Genomic DNA, 15,892 nt, shown 5'->3' on the forward strand with positions numbered 1-15,892 from the left:
ACGTGGTATCCATCACAGTGCCCGGCAGGCGCAGGCGGCGTGCGCGGCCCAGCTCCTGCGGTCGATGCGGTGGGAGTCCGGATCGAGCTCGAGGGTGGTGTCGAGGGTGCGGGGCGGCCGCTCGACGACGCCCGCGAGGATGGCCTCCACATCGCGCAGCGCCAGGGCCGCGGTGGCGGCGATGGTGGCGGGGGAGGCGTGCCCGACCCGGCCCAGCAACTGGGCCGCGAGATGCGGCCAGTCGGCGTCGAGATCGCGCCGGGTCAGGTCCGCGCAGCGCAGGCAGCTGGTGCCGCCGGGCAGCACCAGCGGCCCGACCACGCCGCGGCCGTCGCGGATACGCACCTGCAGATGCGGGATGCGCTGCAGGACAAGGTCGTTGACCAGCCGCGGCTCGGGCACCAGTGCGTCGGCGAGCAGCACCAGGTTCGCCGACCAGCGCGGCGGCGGCGCGGTGACCTCATAGTCGCGCGATCGGGTCGGGCGCAGGCCCAGCCGGCGCACGCCCGCGGCCAGCGCGTCCGACAGCGGGCCCCGGCCGTGCACGTGCACCCCGTGCACGGCGGTGGCCCGCGGCCCGGGGCGCAGCAGCAGCCCGGCGGCGTCGAACTCGGACAGCAGGTGCAGCGCGTCGGTGGGCCCGATGCCGAATCGGCCTGCGGTCCACACGATCTGCGGATGACTGTGCAGACCGTCCAGCAGCCGGAGGAACGCGAGCACCGCCTCGGCGCCGAGCCCGGGCGGGTCCACCACGACGGCGTGCTCGGGATCCCATCCCAACTGCACCGTTCCGGACGGGCGCCGCAGCACCGTCACTCGCGGATGCAACATCGGCCCACGCGGGCGGGAGTTCGTCGTCATGCCAGCAGTATTGCGAGACCACGCGCACCCACCCGCCCGAAAAGGCCCGGTTATCCCCAGGATTCACGCCCATCCACAGGACACGTCGTCAGGACGCCCGCGTGTCCACGCCCCGCTCGGTCCCGCCGATCCGCCGCCGCTGTCGATGAAAGGGGTGCGCATTGGGGAATTCCTGAGCCGGGCAGCGCGCCTAGGCCGGTGCTGGGTTGGTAGAACGAGAAACCCGGGGCCGTGGGGCAGGGTGTATCCCAGCGGCACCGGGTTTCGCGATCACAAACCCCTGGGTGGGGCCGAAACGCACCGGGCCGTGCGGCCCGTGGTCGGCGGACGTGTTCGAGGTCCAACCCGCCGACCATTCGCTATTCGGTGCCGAGATGGGGTTCGGATGGGCGGTCAGGCCGGTTCGTCGCCGGATTCGGGCTCGGCGTCGCCCTCGGGCTTCTCGCCGCGCTGTTCGCGTTCGCGGGCCTCGGTCTCGGCGAGCTGGGCCATCGGGTCGTCGAAAACGGCGGTGCCGCCGCCGATTACGCCGTCGATGAACCCGGCCGGATTGTCCAGGTCCTCGGAGCTGGGCAGCAGGTCGGGGTGCGCCCAGACGGCGTCGCGCTGCGGCATACCGGCGTCGGTGGTGAGGCGGCGCCACAGGGTGGCCGCCTCGCGCAGCTTGCGGGGACGCAGCTCCAGTCCGACGAGGGTGGCGAAGGTCTGCTCGGCCGGACCGCCGGTGCCGCGGCGGCGGCGCAGCGTCTCGGCCAGCGCGCCCGCACCGGGCAGCCGGTCGCCGACCGCGTCGGTCACCACGACCTCGACCCAGCCCTCGATCAGGGCCAGCAGCGTCTCCAGCCGCTCCAGCGCGGCCTTCTGCTCCGGCGTGGTCTGCGGCTCGAAGGTGCCCTGCGACAGCAGCTCCTCCAGCTTGGACGGGTCGGTCAGCGACATGGGGTCGATGTTCTGCGCGGCCTGCTCGATGGCCGAGAAGTCCATGCGGATGCCGCGCGCGTAGTCCTCGACCGCGCCCAACACCTGCTGCCGCAGCCACGGCACGTGCGCGAACAGCCGCTGATGCGCCGCCTCGCGGGCGGCCAGGTACACCAGGATCTCGCTCTCCGGCCGCTCCAGCCCCTTGCTGAATTCGGTGATCGCGGCGGGCAACAGCGCCGCGACGCCGTCGGGCCCCAGCGGCAGGCCGATATCGGTGGAGGTCAGCACCTCCTGGGCGAGCTGGCCCAGCGCCTGACCCAGCTGCGAACCGAAGGCCAGGCCGCCCATCTGCCCGAGCATGCCGATCATCGGGGCGGCGAACTCCTTCGCCTCGTCCGGCAGCGTCGCCGTCCACATGCCCGAGACCTGTTGCGCCACCGGATCGCACAGGCGCTTCCAGGTCTGCAGGGTCTCCTCGATCCAGTCGTTGGGCGTCCACGCCACGGTCTTGGCGGCGCCCGCGGGCAGCGTGGTGGCGGCGTCGAGCCACAGCTCGGCCAGATGCGCGGCGTCCGCGACCGCCCGCTGCGAGCCGGACGACACCGGCGCCACGGTGGAGCCGAGCTGCTGGCGGGCCAGCCGCTTGGCAATGTCGTAGTTCACCGGTCCGGACTGCGAGCCCGGCTGGCCCATGGTGGAGAACATCGCGCCCAGCGAGGTCAGCATCTGCCCGAGCGCCGACGGATCGAATCCGCCCGCGCCCGAACCGCCCATGCCGAAGCCGAAGGGGTTGTTCGCGCCGGACCCGCTCTGATCGTCCCGCTTGTTGCGGTCGGGATCGTCATCGCGGTTGGAGAATCCGAAGGGCACGTCACTCATGCCCCAAGATTACGCGGGTGGTGTTGGGCGAGCCGCTACTGTGGGCCGGGTGAACCGACGGATCCTGACCCTGCTGGCCGCCTTCGTCCCCGTCCTCGTGCTAGGTGTCGCGGGTAGTGCGGTCACGGTGCCGTTCGTCGCCTTAGGCCCCGGTCCCACCTTCAATACGCTGGGTGAGGTCGAGGGCAAGCAGGTCGTCGATGTGCAGAACGCGCCGGTTCAGCCGACCTCCGGCAACCTCAATATGACGACGGTGTCCGTTCGCGACGGGCTGAATATTTTCGAGGCGTTCGGGCTGTGGGCCGACGGCCGCTACGGCATCCGGCCGCGCTCGGAGGTGTATCCGCCGGGGGTGCCGCGCGAGCAGGTCGACAAGTCCAATCAGCAGGACTTCAAGAACTCCGAGAGCAATGCCGAACTGGCCGCGCTGCACTATCTGAAGTATCCGACGGTGGTGAAGGTGCAGACCGTCACCGACAACAGCCCGGCCAAGGGCGTGCTGCAGACCGGCGACGAGCTGCTGAGCGTGGCCGGGCGGCCGGTCGGCATCGCCGCCGACGTCGTGGACGCCGTGCGCGCCGCCGCGCCGGGGACCGGCGTGCCGATCGTGGTGCGCTGCGGCGACGCCGAGCAGACGGTGACCGTCACCGTCGGCGCGCAGCCGCAGGACAAGACGAAGGGCTACCTCGGGGTGAGCCTCGACGAGCAGCCGCGCTCGGCGATCAAGGTGGCCTTCAACCTGGCCGATATCGGCGGCCCCTCGGCCGGCCTCATGTTCAGTCTGGCCCTGGTCGACAAGCTCAGCACCGGAAAGCTCAACGACGGCAAGTTCGTCGCGGGCACCGGCACCATCGACCCCGACGGCAAGGTGGGGCCCATCGGCGGCATCCAGTACAAGATGATCGCCGCCCGCGAGGCCGGGGCGCAGACCTTCCTGGTCCCCGCCGACAACTGCTCGGAGGCCCGCCAGCGCACGCCCGCGGGCCTGAAACTGGTGAAGGTCGACACGCTCACCAGCGCGGTGCACTCCCTCGAGGACCTCACCGCGGGCAAGACCGTGCCCAGCTGCGGCTAGTCCTCCGGCTCGTTCTCGAGCGTATGCCGAAGGGCCTCCACCAGATTCGGGGCCAGGTTCGGGGCGGTGCGCAGGTCGATATCGCCGAACGGATCGTCGTCCTCGCCGGGGCGCAGCTGCAGCAGGCACAGCGAGACGCCGTCGCGCAGCGCCCCGGCGAACAGGCGGGCGTCGCGGCGGCCCGGATGGGTGACCGCGGCGTCGCGGGCCGCGCGGTCGGCGGCGTCGGGGTCGGCCAGCAGCGGGACGATGGCGTCGTCGAGGGTCTGCTCGGCATCCGGCGGCAGCACCACGATCTGCTGCACCAGCACGCACCCCTGCACCGCGGGCGGCCAGCTGGTGGTGCCCAGGAACTCGTCGAGCGCCATCGGGTCGCCGCCCACGTCCTCCGGAAGCGGTTCCTGCGCAATGGGAGTCAGCTCCGCGCCGTCGGTGAGCTGATCCTCCAGGGTGGGCTCGGCGGCGACCAGATCCGCGGTGGGCACCAGCGCGAACATCTGGGGCGGCCGATCCCAGCCCTCCGCGTCGGCGTACTCCGCCACCTCACGAATGCAGCGGTAGAGGGCGGAGGCCGGATTGTCGACAGTCACGCGGGCAGAGTCTAGGGCGCGGCCCGGGCGGCCGGGCGCGGACCCCGGCGGGGAAGCGGCCACCGAGCGCAATCCCCGGATTTCCGCCGAAATAGATATCTTTTTCAACCAATTCCTCGGGATCGTGACGATATCCGATGGGTTGTTTCCGGACGAAACATCGGCCCGTTTAAGATGCCCTCCCATGAGTCGACGCCTTCTTCGCGCCCTCGTCACCGTGTCCGCAATAGCCGCGGCATTCGCCGGGCTCCCGGTGGCCGCCGCCGATCTCGGATTACCCCCGGTGCCCGCGGCCGATCCCTTCTACGCCCAGCCGAATTCGCTGACCGGCGCGAGCATGGGAGATGTGATCGACAGCCGTCCGGTCGAGGTGTTCGGCGTGCCCGCGCACGGGCCGCTGACCGCGTGGCAGCTGAAGTACGTCAGCCAGGACACCCAGGGCACGCCGTGGACCACCACGGCCCTGGTGCTGCGGCCCGCGCAGACCACCGCGACGCCGAAACTCGTTGCCTTCCAGCCGTGGATCGACTCGCTCGACTCCCGCTGCAACCCGTCCTACCAGCTGCGCGCGGGCCTGGGCTACCTCGCCTCGACCGGCATGCTGGCCGAGATGCCCAACCTGGCGAGCCTGCTCGACCGCGGCTACACCGTGGTCGTGCCGGACTACCTGGGCCCGCACAACCAGTTCGCCGCCGGGTACGTGGAGGGCCGCAACACACTCGACGGAATTCGCGCCGCCGAGAATTTCGCCCCGGCCGGATTGTCCGGGACCGGCACCCCGGTCGGGCTCTTCGGATATTCCGGCGGTGCGCGCGGCACCGAATTCGCCGCCGAACTCGCGCCGAAATACGCCCCGGAGCTGAATATCCGCGGCGTGGCGGCGGGCGGCCTGCCCACCGATATGGGCGCCTCCGCGGCGCTCATGAACGGCGGGGTGTTCGCCGGTATCGATATCTCCTCGGCCTTCGGCATCGCCCGCGCCTACCCCGAGCTCAACATTCCCGCCTACTTCAAGCCGGGCGTCGAGCAGCAGGTGTCCGGGCTGTGCCAGACCCAGATCGTGCCCACCTACGCGTTCACGCACCTGCAGGACTACACGGTCGGCGGCAGCTGGCCGCTCGGCGAGCCCGCGGTGGCCCGCGTGCTGGAGACCCTGCGGGCGGGCCGGTACGGCACCCCGGCCGCGCCGCTGTATCTGTTCTCCGGCGCCGACGACCAGATCGCGCCCGCCGCGAAAACCCGTGAGCTGGTGGAGGATTACCGTGCCCGCGGCGTGGACGTGACCTACGCCGAGTATCCCGGCACCGAACACGTGCTCTCCCAGAACGCGGGGTCCTCGGCGGCGCTGGCGTGGCTCGCCGGGCATATGGACTGACGGGGAGCCCGGTCCGCTCGGTTCCGTTTTCCGTAGAGTAGGCGCGAGAACGGTCCGCAGGGACCCCGCAACATCGGACTGCGGTGCGCCGGTCGCGAAGTCGCGCCGGGCGCCGCCGGAACTGGGAGAGTGGCATCGTGGGCATGCGCCCCCCGACAGGCTTACCTTCGCTGTCCCGCCGCAGCCGAGTGCTGCTGGTGACGGCCCTCGTGATAGCGGCGTTGCTGCTGGTGGGTCCGCGGCTGACCGACGCCTATACCAACTGGCTGTGGTTCGGCGAGGTCGGCTTCCGCGGTGTGTACACCACGGTGCTGTTCACCCGGATCCTGCTGTTCCTGGTGGTGGCGGTCGCGGTCGGGTTCCTGATCTGGCTGGCGCTGCTGGCGGCCTACCGCGCCCGGCCGGTGTTCGTGCCGGTCTCCGGGCCCAACGACCCGATCGCGCGCTACCGCACCACGGTGATGGGTCGGCTGCGGCTGTTCGGCCTCGGCATCCCGATCCTGGTCGGCCTGCTGTCGGGGCTGGTGGCGCAGTCGAGCTGGGTGACCGTGCAGCTGTTCCTGCACGGCGGCTCCTTCCATCAGAAGGATCCGCAGTTCGGCCTGGACGTCGGCTTCTACGCCTTCGACCTGCCGTTCTACAAGATGCTGCTGAACTGGCTGTTCGTCGCGGTGGTCATCGCGTTCTTCGCGAACCTGGTGACGCACTACGTCTTCGGCGGCCTGCGGCTGTCCGGGCGGGAGGGCACGCTGACCCGCCCGGCGCGCATCCAGCTCGCGGTGATCGCGGGGCTGTTCGTGGTGCTCAAGGCGATCGCGTACTGGTTCGACCGGTACTCGCTGCTGTCGAGCACCCGCGAGGAGCCCACCTTCACCGGCGGCTCCTACACCGATATCAACGCGGTGCTGCCCGCCAAGCTCATCCTGATGTCGATCGCGATCATCTGCGCCGTCGCCTTCTTCGCCGGAGTCGTGCTGCGGGACCTGCGGGTTCCGGCGATGGCGGCGGCGCTGCTGGTGCTGTCGTCGATCCTGGTGGGCGCGGTGTGGCCGCTGATCGTGGAGCAGTTCGAGGTGCGCCCGAACGCGGCCACCAAGGAGGCCACCTACATCGAGCGCAATATCGATGCGACGCGAAAAGCCTACGGGCTCAACGACGTTCAATACATCGACTACAAGGGCACGCAGACCAAGGATCCGTCCGCCAGCCCGGCCGACCAGCAGACCATCCGCAACATCCGGCTGCTGGACCCGAACCTGCTGACCCAGACCTTCACCCAGCGCCAGCAGCTGCAGAACTTCTACGGCTTCCCCGACCCGCTGGACATCGACCGCTACACGATCAACGGCGAGATGCAGGACTACGTGGTGGCGGCCCGGGAACTGGTGCCGCAGTACCTGTCCAGCAACCAGACCAACTGGATCAACAAGCACACCGTCTACACCCACGGCAACGGTTTCGTCGCCTCGCCCGCCAACCGGGTCAACGTCGCGCCGCCGAAGGAGACCCAGCAGGCCGCCTCGGCGACCGCGGCGGGCAACAGCTCGACCGGCGGCGGTTACGGCTACCCGGTGTTCAATGTCGGCGATCTGTCCACGGTCAGTGACCTGTTCACGCCGAAGGACAAGGAGGCGATCAAGGTCGATCAGCCGCGCATCTATTTCGGCGAGCTGATCTCCAAGTCCGATGCCGACTACGCCATCGTCGGCGGCAACGGGCAGCCGCCGCGCGAATACGACACGCCCACCGATCAGTACTCCTACACCGGCAAGGGCGGCGTGCCGATCGGCAACTGGTTCAACCGGCTCGCCTTCGCCGCCAAGTACGCCGAGCGCAACATCCTGTTCTCCGGCGCCATCGGGTCCGACTCGAAGATCATCTTCAACCGCAACCCGCGCGACCGCGTGCAGCAGGTGGCGCCGTGGCTGACCGCCGACGGCAACGTCTACCCGGCGGTGGTCAACGGCCGCATCCAGTGGATCGTGGACGCCTACACCACGCTGGACAACTACCCCTACGCGCAGCACACCCCGCTGGACGGGGTGGTCGAGGACAGCATCGATCAGAACACCGGGCGGATGCTGCCGCGCAAGGAGGTCAGCTACATTCGCAACTCGGTGAAGGCGACCGTCGACGCCTACGACGGCACGGTCACCCTCTACGAGGCCGATCCCTCCGATCCGGTGCTCAAGGCGTGGGAGGGCGTGTTCCCCAACGCGGTCAAACCGGCGAGCGCGATCTCGCCGGAACTGCGCGCGCACTTCCGCTACCCCGAGGACCTGTTCAAGGTGCAGCGGGAGATGCTGGCGAAGTACCACGTGAACGATCCGCGAGAGTTCTTCACCAACAACGCCTTCTGGTCGGTGCCCAGCGATCCGACCTCCGACACCCCGACCAGCGCCAATCAGCCGCCGTACTACCTGCTGATGGGCGATCCGAAGACGGGCAAGTCGTCGTTCAAGCTGACCAGCGCCATGGTGGGCTTCAAGCGACAGTTCCTGGCCGCCTACATCTCGGTCGGATCGGACCCGGACAACTACGGCAAGTTCACGGTCCTGCAGTTGCCGACGGACTCGCAGACGCCGGGTCCACAACAGGTGCAGACCTCGATGACCACGGACGCGCGCGTCTCCAACGAGCGAACGACGCTGACCGGTGGCAATACCAACAAGATCAAATATGGAAACTTGTTGACGCTACCGGTCGGTGACGGCGGCATCCTCTATGTCGAACCGTGGTATCTGGAACGCAACGCCGGGCCCAATACCGCGTCGTTCCCGCAGCTGGTGCGCGTGCTGGCCAGCTACGGCGACAAGGTCGGCTATCAACCCACGCTGGGCGACGCGCTGAACGACGTCCAGGACGGCCTGGGCGCGGTGGCGACCCAGCAACCCGGTCAGGCGGCGATCAACCCGCCGGGCACGAATCCGCCGCCGGGCCAGAACAATCCACCGCCGCCGGTCACGCCGCCGCCCACCGGTTCGTCCGGTGGCAAGGACGCCGCGGTCAAGGAGCTCAACGACGCCCTGAAGGGCGTGCAGGACGCGCAGCGGTCGGGTGATCTGGGCCAGCTCGGCAAGGCCCTGGAGGGCCTGCAGAACGCGGTCAACGATTACAACAAGGCAGGCGGGTAACGCCCGGTCCGACGACGAAGGGCGCTGTCCCCCGGTGGGAGGCAGCGCCCTTCGTGATTACGCGGAGGATCGTCAGTGGCCCAGCGACTCGATCAGGCTGCTGTTCTGCTGCAGGATCTGCTGGTACTGCCCGTCGAAGCCGAACTGCTTGGCGACCTGCTCGCCCGCGCTCTTGGCCTGGTCGATCAGGACCTGGCGATCGGTGGGCGCCGGGGCCGGAGCCGGGGCGGGAGCGGGCGCGGGCTGCGGCGCCGCCTCCTGGGTGTCGGAGGCGTCCTCGGCGGAGGCGCCCCAGCGCAGATACTTGCCGCAGACGGGCCAGGCGCCCGCACCCTGGGTGGCGAGCACGTTCTCCGCGACGCGGACCTGCTCCTCCTTGCTGGCCTGATTGGCCATGCCGCTGCCACCGTTGGCTCGCCAGGTGCTCTGCGTGAACTGCAGGCCCCCGTAGTAGCCGTTGCCGGTGTTGATATGCCAGTTACCGCCGCTCTCGCACTGAGCGACGCCGTCCCAGTCGTGGGTGGCGGCCGAGGCGGTGCCCGACATGGCGAACGGGACGGCAACAAGGGCGCCGGTGACGGCGGCGAAGCCGAGGGCGCGACTGCTGATCTTCCGGTTCTTGTGCATGGTGGTTTCCCTCCCCGTGCCCACCTGCCCGGCGGTCGCCCGCCGAGTCCCTGCCCCCAGGTGTCGGGGTTGGCCGAATCGCGGGGCAGGGCCCGGTGTGCAGCGATCCGGTTCGGAGGCCCGTCACAGGTTTGTTCGAGGCCGAGAATGACCATAACGAAGCAATCTCGGCAGATCACGTCTTGATAACATCGAGAATTGCATGAAACGTATAACCGAGAAATCGGTGTCGATGCAGGTTGGCTATGCTGTATTTCAAAATTCTGGACGGTATGTTATCTACTCGTTATGTGTTGCAGATCACTTCGAGATAGTGACGTGGATCACGTTTTCCACCCCCTGCGCCGGTAGACGCGCGCATGCGGGCCCGATATATAGGGCTCGCGTGGGAGGGTGCCGCCCCGGCGGTCTCCGCGTCCTCCCGCTGGGGCGGCCCGATCGCGGCTCGGCGCGACCCCGGCAAGATCTCGGTGAGCTAGCTCACCTCGTGCCCCGCCGCGCCCCGTCGTGACCGGATCATGATCATCTGCTCGACCTCCGAAATCCGCTCTGACCACACGATTTGCGATTCTTCCGAACCTCTGTGTAATGTTGTGTTCACCGACGCGGGGTGGAGCAGCTCGGTAGCTCGCTGGGCTCATAACCCAGAGGTCGCAGGTTCAAATCCTGTCCCCGCTACTAGCGAGAACGGCCCTGAACGAAATGTTCAGGGCCGTTTTTTATGTTTGCGGATTCATGGCGCGGCTCGGCTCCGAGTTGGGTGATCTGCTAGGATCTTCGCGGAACTCGTATGAGCGCGGGCGTGGCTGGTGGCCCTGGATCCCGATCCCGGTGTCGACTCGTACGAGGGGTTCCGATTCCGTCACCTGGAGTGTTCCGGCTGCTGGACAGGCAGCCGGGTCGTTCCTGGGGCGGTGGCTTCGAAGCCGCGGGCCCACGCTAGGATCCAACAGGCTGGAGGTGTCGTCGCGACGACATTGCCTCTGCGCCTCGGACGTGAATGACGATACGGAGAGATGATGTCCAAGCACTGCGACGTATGCAGCAAGGAGCCCCGCTTCGGCCGGCAGATTGCCCGTCTGGGCGTCCGTGCTCAGAAGCGGCGGATCAAGGGCCGCTCGGCGCGTATGTTCTACCCGAACATCCAGTCGGTCAAGACCGTCGTCAACGGCACCTCGATGCGCCTGAACGTCTGCACCTCCTGCCTGAAGGCGGGCAAGGTCGCTCGTAAGACCTCGCTGGCCCGCGTCTAGCAGGTTGGCTGGCCCGCAATCGTCGACGACGTTGCGGGCTTCAGCACTTTCTCAGCGGCGTTCCGCCATCACGGTCACCTCGTGCCGATTGTGATGCAACTGCCGCGCACCACGCACCGTATATTTCGCGTCCAACAGGCGTAGGCAGCGGCGGACCGTTTCCACCGGCCGATGCGGGCCCAGCTTCAAGGTCAGTACCGCCAGGGCTCCCGGCCGCAAACGTTCCGCAGCCGCCAGCATCACCTTGCACGACAGCTCCGGCGCCATCTTCATGTCGTTGACGACCATGTCGAAGCGCTGGCGTTCGGAGCGGAAGAACTCTCCCGCGGTCGTCCGAACATGCCGCACCCCGCGATCGTGTCGCAGCCGATCGTCGAGATCGCCGGGATCGATCGCCCATACGCTCATTCCGTAGCTCCGCAGCACCCGGGTCCAGCCACCCGGGCTGGCGCCCAGATCCACGGCCGAACCGTCCGCCGGGGGAGTGATCCCGAAGACCTGAACGGCCTCCTCCAGCTTGAACTCCGCGCGCGAAATCTGATCGCTGCTCCGGGACAAGCGAATTCGCCCGCCGGGCCAATCGCTCAACTGCTCCGCCGCGGCCGCCGTACCGACCAGCAATCCGGTATCGGTGAGACACAGCGACAGCGCGTGCGACAGCCCGGCGCGCCCGGTCGCGATCCCCGACTCGGTCAGCACCTTCATGCTGTGCTGCGCCAATTCGGCTGTGCCGTAAGGCATTTTGACCTGGCCGCTGATCCAGCACTGCACCGCCAGCTCGGCCGCGCCCGCCTGTTCGGCCACCCGCCGCACCACGGCCCCCACGGCATCCAGATCGGCCGCGTCCTCGACCGACACCTCGGCCCGCTCGACGGTCAGATGCCGAATGAACGCCAGCGGCTCCTCCCGACACGCCCGCGCAAGCTCCTCGATCCGCACCCCACCCCCGGAAATCCGGCCGAGATCCGGCCCCAGCCGCTCGATCTCCGGCCCCCCACCCCCGGCCCCCTTCGCGCCGTACAGATCCCGCAGTTCCCGCTCGGCGGCCGGAAAGTAGTCGGAGGAGGTGGAAAACAGCACTCGCTCACGATAATCGGCCATGACGCACGATATTAACGGAGCCGAACCCCCTCACCCCCCGCCGCCCCGCCCCCCGAACCCACCCCCCTGCAAACCCCCGTTCCCCGGTGTGTAATGTAGTCCGTACCACCGCGGGGTGGAGCAGCTCGGTAGCTCGCTGGGCTCATAACCCAGAGGTCGCAGGTTCAAATCCTGTCCCCGCTACTAGCGACCCAGGTCAGAAGGTTAATCACCGACTGGCCTGGGTCTTCTTTTTGGGTCGAGTCTCCACTTTGTCTCCACTATTGATGACGGAGTCCAGGATGCCCGCGACCTCGAACCGGACCGTCCCGCGCTTCATGTAGACGTCCTGCGTCATGGACACCTGGGCGTGGCCGAGCTGGTCCGCAGCCACTCGCGCCGACATCTCGGCGTCGTCGATCAGGGTTGCTACGGTCTTGCGGAACGAGTGACCGGTGATGTCCCCGACGCCGAGCGCTGCGCGTACCCGCCGCCACTGATCGTTGACGTTCGTCGGATCGCGCAGCGTCCCCGTACTCGACGGGAATAGCGTCTGGACGTGTTCGTCGGTGTCGGTGTCGGGTCGGGTGGCATCGTCATCGTCGGACTGGAGCTCCGCAATGCGTCGCTGCAACATGACGACGGCGTAGTCCGGCAGCGCGAGTGTGCGCCGCTTGTTCTTCGGCATCTTGGGGTCGTAATCGTTGGTCAGGCGCCGCAGACCGACCTTGGGTATGCGCACGATGTGCCCAGTTACTTCGATAGTCTTGGTTTCAGGATCAAAATTCTCGGGCAAGAACGCCAACAACTCGGCCATACGGACACCCGTCGCGGTGAACATCGTGATCAGATCGGCGAGATCGGCTTTTCGGCAGTATTCGGCCACGGTCGGAATCCGGTATTGCTTCTTGCTCTTTCGCTGCTCGCCCGCCGATTCGGAATCCTTGCCCGTTGGCAGCGCGGGACACGGGGCATCGCTTTCCTGAACATCGTGAAGCAGCTGGCGCAGTTGCTCCGGTTCGAGAGCTTGTGTGGTTCGTGACGGTGTGGTGTCCACAGATCGAGTTTCACGAACAGGGTTCTCGCTCCAGACGTCGAAGCGGACGCCCATGCCGCACATTCCAGTCAGAACGGTTCGGCAGGTCTTTGCATCAGCCGCGCCCTGGTTGCTTTCGACGGTTCGTATGAAGCGTTCGAGGCGCTGGGTGGTGACTTCGCCTAGACGGACTCCCCCGAGCCCCTTGATGATGATCTTGGCTACATGGTCGTAGCGTTGGAGCGTGTTGCTCGCCCGGCCCAGCTCGACCAGATGCGCGCGATAGTTTTTCCAGAGTGTCGCCACGGTGGTGTCCCGGGTGATCTCCTCATCGTCGCTCGTGGCGAAGATGCGGTTTTTCAAATGGTCGATCAGCACTCGTTCGGCGGCGGCGCCCTTCCTGTCGACGACGCCGGTCGGCGTATGGCGGCGCGCTCGACGGGTGATTCCGTCGAGATCGCGTACCCAGCAGTCCGCGTACCAGCGGCCTGGTTCGATCTCGGTTCGTTGGATGTGACCCCACGTCCCGAGAGTCATCGGTGGACGTCCACGTCCCACGGTCAGACCTCCTTGGTTGATTACACGTTAAACAACGATCTAATGATTACACGTTTTGACTCCATGTGAGTGTTGTCGGAACCTTGGCGGGTCATGACGTGGACGGCTGACCTCGGATGAAGCACCCAGCGCTACGGGGATTTGACCCGCGGCGGCTGGCCGATGCGCGGGCAGCCGCAGGGATGACAGTGGGTGACCTTGCTCGGATGTCAGGGGTCGGGCCAAGCGCTATCTACAACTGGGAGTCGGGCTACCGAACGCCTCAGCCGGATTCCATCGCCCGGGTCGCCTCCGCGCTCGGGCTGACGATCGAAGAATTCGTCCGGATACCTCTTGGCGAACGAACCTTGGTTGATCTGCGCGTCATGGCTGGGTTGACACAGCCGCAGCTGGCCATGCGGATTGGCTTGAGCACGCAGATGCTCGGCATGATCGAGCGGGCCGAACGGGCACTCGACGACGAACGCGCTACTGCTCTCGCACATGAGTTGGGTGTCAGCCTTGAAGTCGTGCGCGCAGGATACGAGCGTGCGCGTATTCGCCCGCCTGGTACTCCAGCCTGAATCTGGCTGTGACATGCCAAATCTTGTGCGGCAGAAGGTCGTAGCCATCACGCTCTCCGGAGTCCGCGGTCCGTGGTGGAGTCGGCACGGTAGAAGCGACCGATGGCGAGTTGGTTGTTTCGGCAGCCCCGATATGGCGTCAGGACGATTCTGGTTGGGGTGTAGTCGTTGTTGTGGTTGATGGCGCGTACGACACCGTCGTCCGGTGCGGTCGCCTTGGCGAGTCGGGCTCGATCCTCTGGGGCGAAAACCTCATGGGGCGCGCGGGTGCAGTCGATCCAGGGCGGTGGGTCGGTTAGCCATCGCACTATCGACCCGTCGGGCACACGGATCACGCCGAGGTATGCGCCGTTAGCACGCAGGTAGTCGCGGAATGCGGTCTGTTCCAGCGTTGCTCGTGGTGGTCTCGACTTCATGGAAGTGAGATCCTCGAGAAGACCCCATGCGCCGTGTGCTTGACTGTCCTTTCGGGTTCGAACCGTTGCTTGCCAATGCATTTCGCATCGCTGGGCGTGGTTGCGAACTGTGCCAGTGGTGCGGAGCTTGGCCTTTGGACCCGATTCGTACAGCAGGTGGTAGACCTCTTCGTGGTGGTCGAATCGCTCGGCGTTGTGCCAGAACATGGCCAGTGGCAACACGGGAAGGAACTTGGCATCGGGGATGCCGGCCATTCGGGTGCAGTCGATCGTCATATGGACCAGCTCGGTCGGGAGATCCCAGACCACGCCGGTAGCCCGGTGGCGTGGGGGCGGGTCCTGATCGATCGGGCCGAACCAGTATTGGACGCCGTGCACGTGCTGTTGTGGGCCGAAGACCGGGCGGGCGTGCAGGATTCGTCTCGCCCGTCCGTGCCCGAATACGGCGTCGACAGGTTCGCGCCGATCTCGTGCCGCCAAGATTCGACGACAGACGTCGGCAGCTGTCACCGTAGCCCCGAGACGCGCTGAATTGATGGCTCTTTGGACGACTCGGCTGAGGGCGATGAAGTCTTTCTCGTCCTCACCCGTGGATACCACGGTGGGTTCGAGGGCTGGATCGAGAGTTTCGATCATGATCCACGGTGTGGATGAGCCGGTGCCAGTATCGATGGCGTGCGTCATCGGATCCCCCTCACTCCGTGGCAATCAGTAGTCGTCGCCCTGAGCCGGTTCCGAGCCGGAGCAGCCAGCCGTGGCGCCGGGGCGATAAGTTCGGTGGTGCGGTCAGCGGAGGAATGACTCCTCCGATTGCGTTGCCGCGCAACGTTGTCCACAATGTCCCTTGCTCGAGGGCATAGGTGTGTACGGCGTGTGGCGCAAATCCTTTGCCGGTGAGGTAGTCGTAGATGACGTCCACTCGACCGATTACCGGACCTGCCAATCGGGTGGGCGCGACAGCAACGACAACGACCTCATCGGCGTAGACCGGCATTACTACCGGGATGTCGACATCCAATCGGGTGACGGATTCGCAGAGGACCGTATGCCGGGATCGTGACCAAATAACCCAAATACTCACTGCTGCTGGATATCTCGACCTCTGCATTGACTCGCGGGCTGCGGCGACCAATGCCGCCGAGATAGGGCCGCCCGTCTTCTTCTGCACTGACAGCGTCATCGAATTCTCCCTCCGTCGACGCTGCGACGGCCGCGGACAGGTTCCTATTGCCCGACCGGCTGCGTGAAACAGCAACGCGGACAAGGCAACGCACTGACTGCGGGAGTCACAGCGGAGCGTGTGATGAAAGAAGGACGCGCGAGTCTGGTTCCACTCAGGTGTGGAACACGCTCACGCCTTCGAAGACCGCCTGCGCAGGTCCCCGGAATGAACCCCGGATCGCCACGTGTGTGACTTTCGGGGCGAGGTTACTGCCCCTCAGCGACGAGGCGCGTGCCCTAATGTGGGCGCTTCCAGGTGGTAGCTGAGTTGTCGCTCTCGTGCCGAGTGCTATCGAGGATAAG

Annotated in this window: 13 protein-coding genes and 2 tRNA genes; 7 read left to right on the top strand and 8 right to left on the bottom strand. The window is 66.9% G+C overall.

The genetic code is table 11. The annotated features are described in order from the left end of the window. Positions 1–12: 12 nt before the first annotated feature. Together HPY32_RS28080 and HPY32_RS28085 are read right to left on the bottom strand one after the other, a co-directional pair. Positions 13–861, bottom strand: a complete 849-nt coding sequence (locus HPY32_RS28080) for a hypothetical protein (protein ID WP_067577262.1) — start codon at positions 859–861, stop codon at positions 13–15. 393 nt (positions 862–1,254) lie between these two features. Continuing rightward, complete coding sequence (locus HPY32_RS28085) at positions 1,255–2,661, bottom strand: zinc-dependent metalloprotease (RefSeq protein WP_067577264.1); 1,407 nt, start codon at positions 2,659–2,661, stop codon at positions 1,255–1,257. Between the two features lie 49 nt (positions 2,662–2,710). Here HPY32_RS28085 and HPY32_RS28090 point away from each other — a divergent pair, with 49 nt between their 5' ends. Next, entirely contained in the window at positions 2,711–3,736 is a 1,026-nt protein-coding gene (locus tag HPY32_RS28090; protein WP_197696311.1) for a YlbL family protein, read from the top strand. Here the strand turns inward: HPY32_RS28090 and HPY32_RS28095 are convergent. Further along, the gene (locus HPY32_RS28095) at positions 3,733–4,326 is read right to left on the bottom strand and encodes a PPA1309 family protein (protein WP_067577266.1); all 594 of its coding nucleotides are present in this window, start codon (positions 4,324–4,326) and stop codon (positions 3,733–3,735) included. The two genes, HPY32_RS28090 and HPY32_RS28095, sit on opposite strands and share 4 nt — an antisense overlap. Positions 4,327–4,510: 184 nt before the next feature. Here HPY32_RS28095 and HPY32_RS28100 point away from each other — a divergent pair, with 184 nt between their 5' ends. Further along, positions 4,511–5,701 (top strand): lipase family protein, encoded by a 1,191-nt coding sequence (locus HPY32_RS28100; RefSeq protein WP_082870455.1) that lies wholly within the window; start codon positions 4,511–4,513, stop codon positions 5,699–5,701. Between the two features lie 137 nt (positions 5,702–5,838). Then, positions 5,839–8,835, top strand: a complete 2,997-nt coding sequence (locus HPY32_RS28105; protein WP_067577270.1) for a UPF0182 family protein — start codon at positions 5,839–5,841, stop codon at positions 8,833–8,835. A 72-nt stretch (positions 8,836–8,907) separates the two neighbouring features. Here HPY32_RS28105 and HPY32_RS28110 read toward each other — a convergent pair whose 3' ends face one another. Continuing rightward, complete coding sequence (locus HPY32_RS28110) at positions 8,908–9,462, bottom strand: transglycosylase family protein (protein ID WP_067577272.1); 555 nt, start codon at positions 9,460–9,462, stop codon at positions 8,908–8,910. A 604-nt stretch (positions 9,463–10,066) separates the two neighbouring features. On the opposite strand from HPY32_RS28110, the gene HPY32_RS28115 reads away from it, so the two are divergent. Together HPY32_RS28115 and rpmB are read left to right on the top strand one after the other, a co-directional pair. Further along, a tRNA-Met gene (locus HPY32_RS28115) sits at positions 10,067–10,140 on the top strand. A 341-nt stretch (positions 10,141–10,481) separates the two neighbouring features. Further along, a complete protein-coding gene (gene rpmB, locus HPY32_RS28120) occupies positions 10,482–10,715 on the top strand; it encodes a 50S ribosomal protein L28 (protein ID WP_171983181.1) in 234 nt (77 codons plus the stop codon). Between the two features lie 51 nt (positions 10,716–10,766). Here the strand turns inward: rpmB and HPY32_RS28125 are convergent, their stop codons facing one another. Continuing rightward, on the bottom strand, positions 10,767–11,816 hold the full coding sequence (locus HPY32_RS28125; RefSeq protein WP_197696662.1) for an SAM-dependent methyltransferase: 1,050 nt from the start codon (positions 11,814–11,816) through the stop codon (positions 10,767–10,769). A gap of 109 nt (positions 11,817–11,925) precedes the next feature. On the opposite strand from HPY32_RS28125, the gene HPY32_RS28130 reads away from it, so the two are divergent. Continuing rightward, positions 11,926–11,999 (top strand) — tRNA-Met (locus tag HPY32_RS28130). Positions 12,000–12,024: 25 nt separating this feature from the next. On the opposite strand, the gene HPY32_RS28135 is transcribed toward HPY32_RS28130, so the two are convergent. After that, positions 12,025–13,368, bottom strand: coding sequence for a site-specific integrase (locus HPY32_RS28135; protein ID WP_082870456.1), 1,344 nt, complete (start codon positions 13,366–13,368; stop codon positions 12,025–12,027). Between the two features lie 137 nt (positions 13,369–13,505). Between HPY32_RS28135 and HPY32_RS28140 the strand changes: the two genes are divergently transcribed. Beyond that, complete coding sequence (locus HPY32_RS28140) at positions 13,506–13,952, top strand: helix-turn-helix transcriptional regulator (protein ID WP_082870457.1); 447 nt, start codon at positions 13,506–13,508, stop codon at positions 13,950–13,952. Between the two features lie 47 nt (positions 13,953–13,999). Here the strand turns inward: HPY32_RS28140 and HPY32_RS28145 are convergent, their stop codons facing one another. Further along, a complete protein-coding gene (locus tag HPY32_RS28145; RefSeq protein ID WP_156673775.1) occupies positions 14,000–15,052 on the bottom strand; it encodes a GAF domain-containing protein in 1,053 nt (350 codons plus the stop codon). A 10-nt stretch (positions 15,053–15,062) separates the two neighbouring features. Then, complete coding sequence (locus HPY32_RS28150; protein ID WP_156673776.1) at positions 15,063–15,548, bottom strand: hypothetical protein; 486 nt, start codon at positions 15,546–15,548, stop codon at positions 15,063–15,065. Positions 15,549–15,892 lie beyond the last annotated feature (344 nt).

The sequence above is a fragment of the Nocardia terpenica genome (assembly GCF_013186535.1).
Lineage (GTDB): Bacteria > Actinomycetota > Actinomycetes > Mycobacteriales > Mycobacteriaceae > Nocardia > Nocardia terpenica.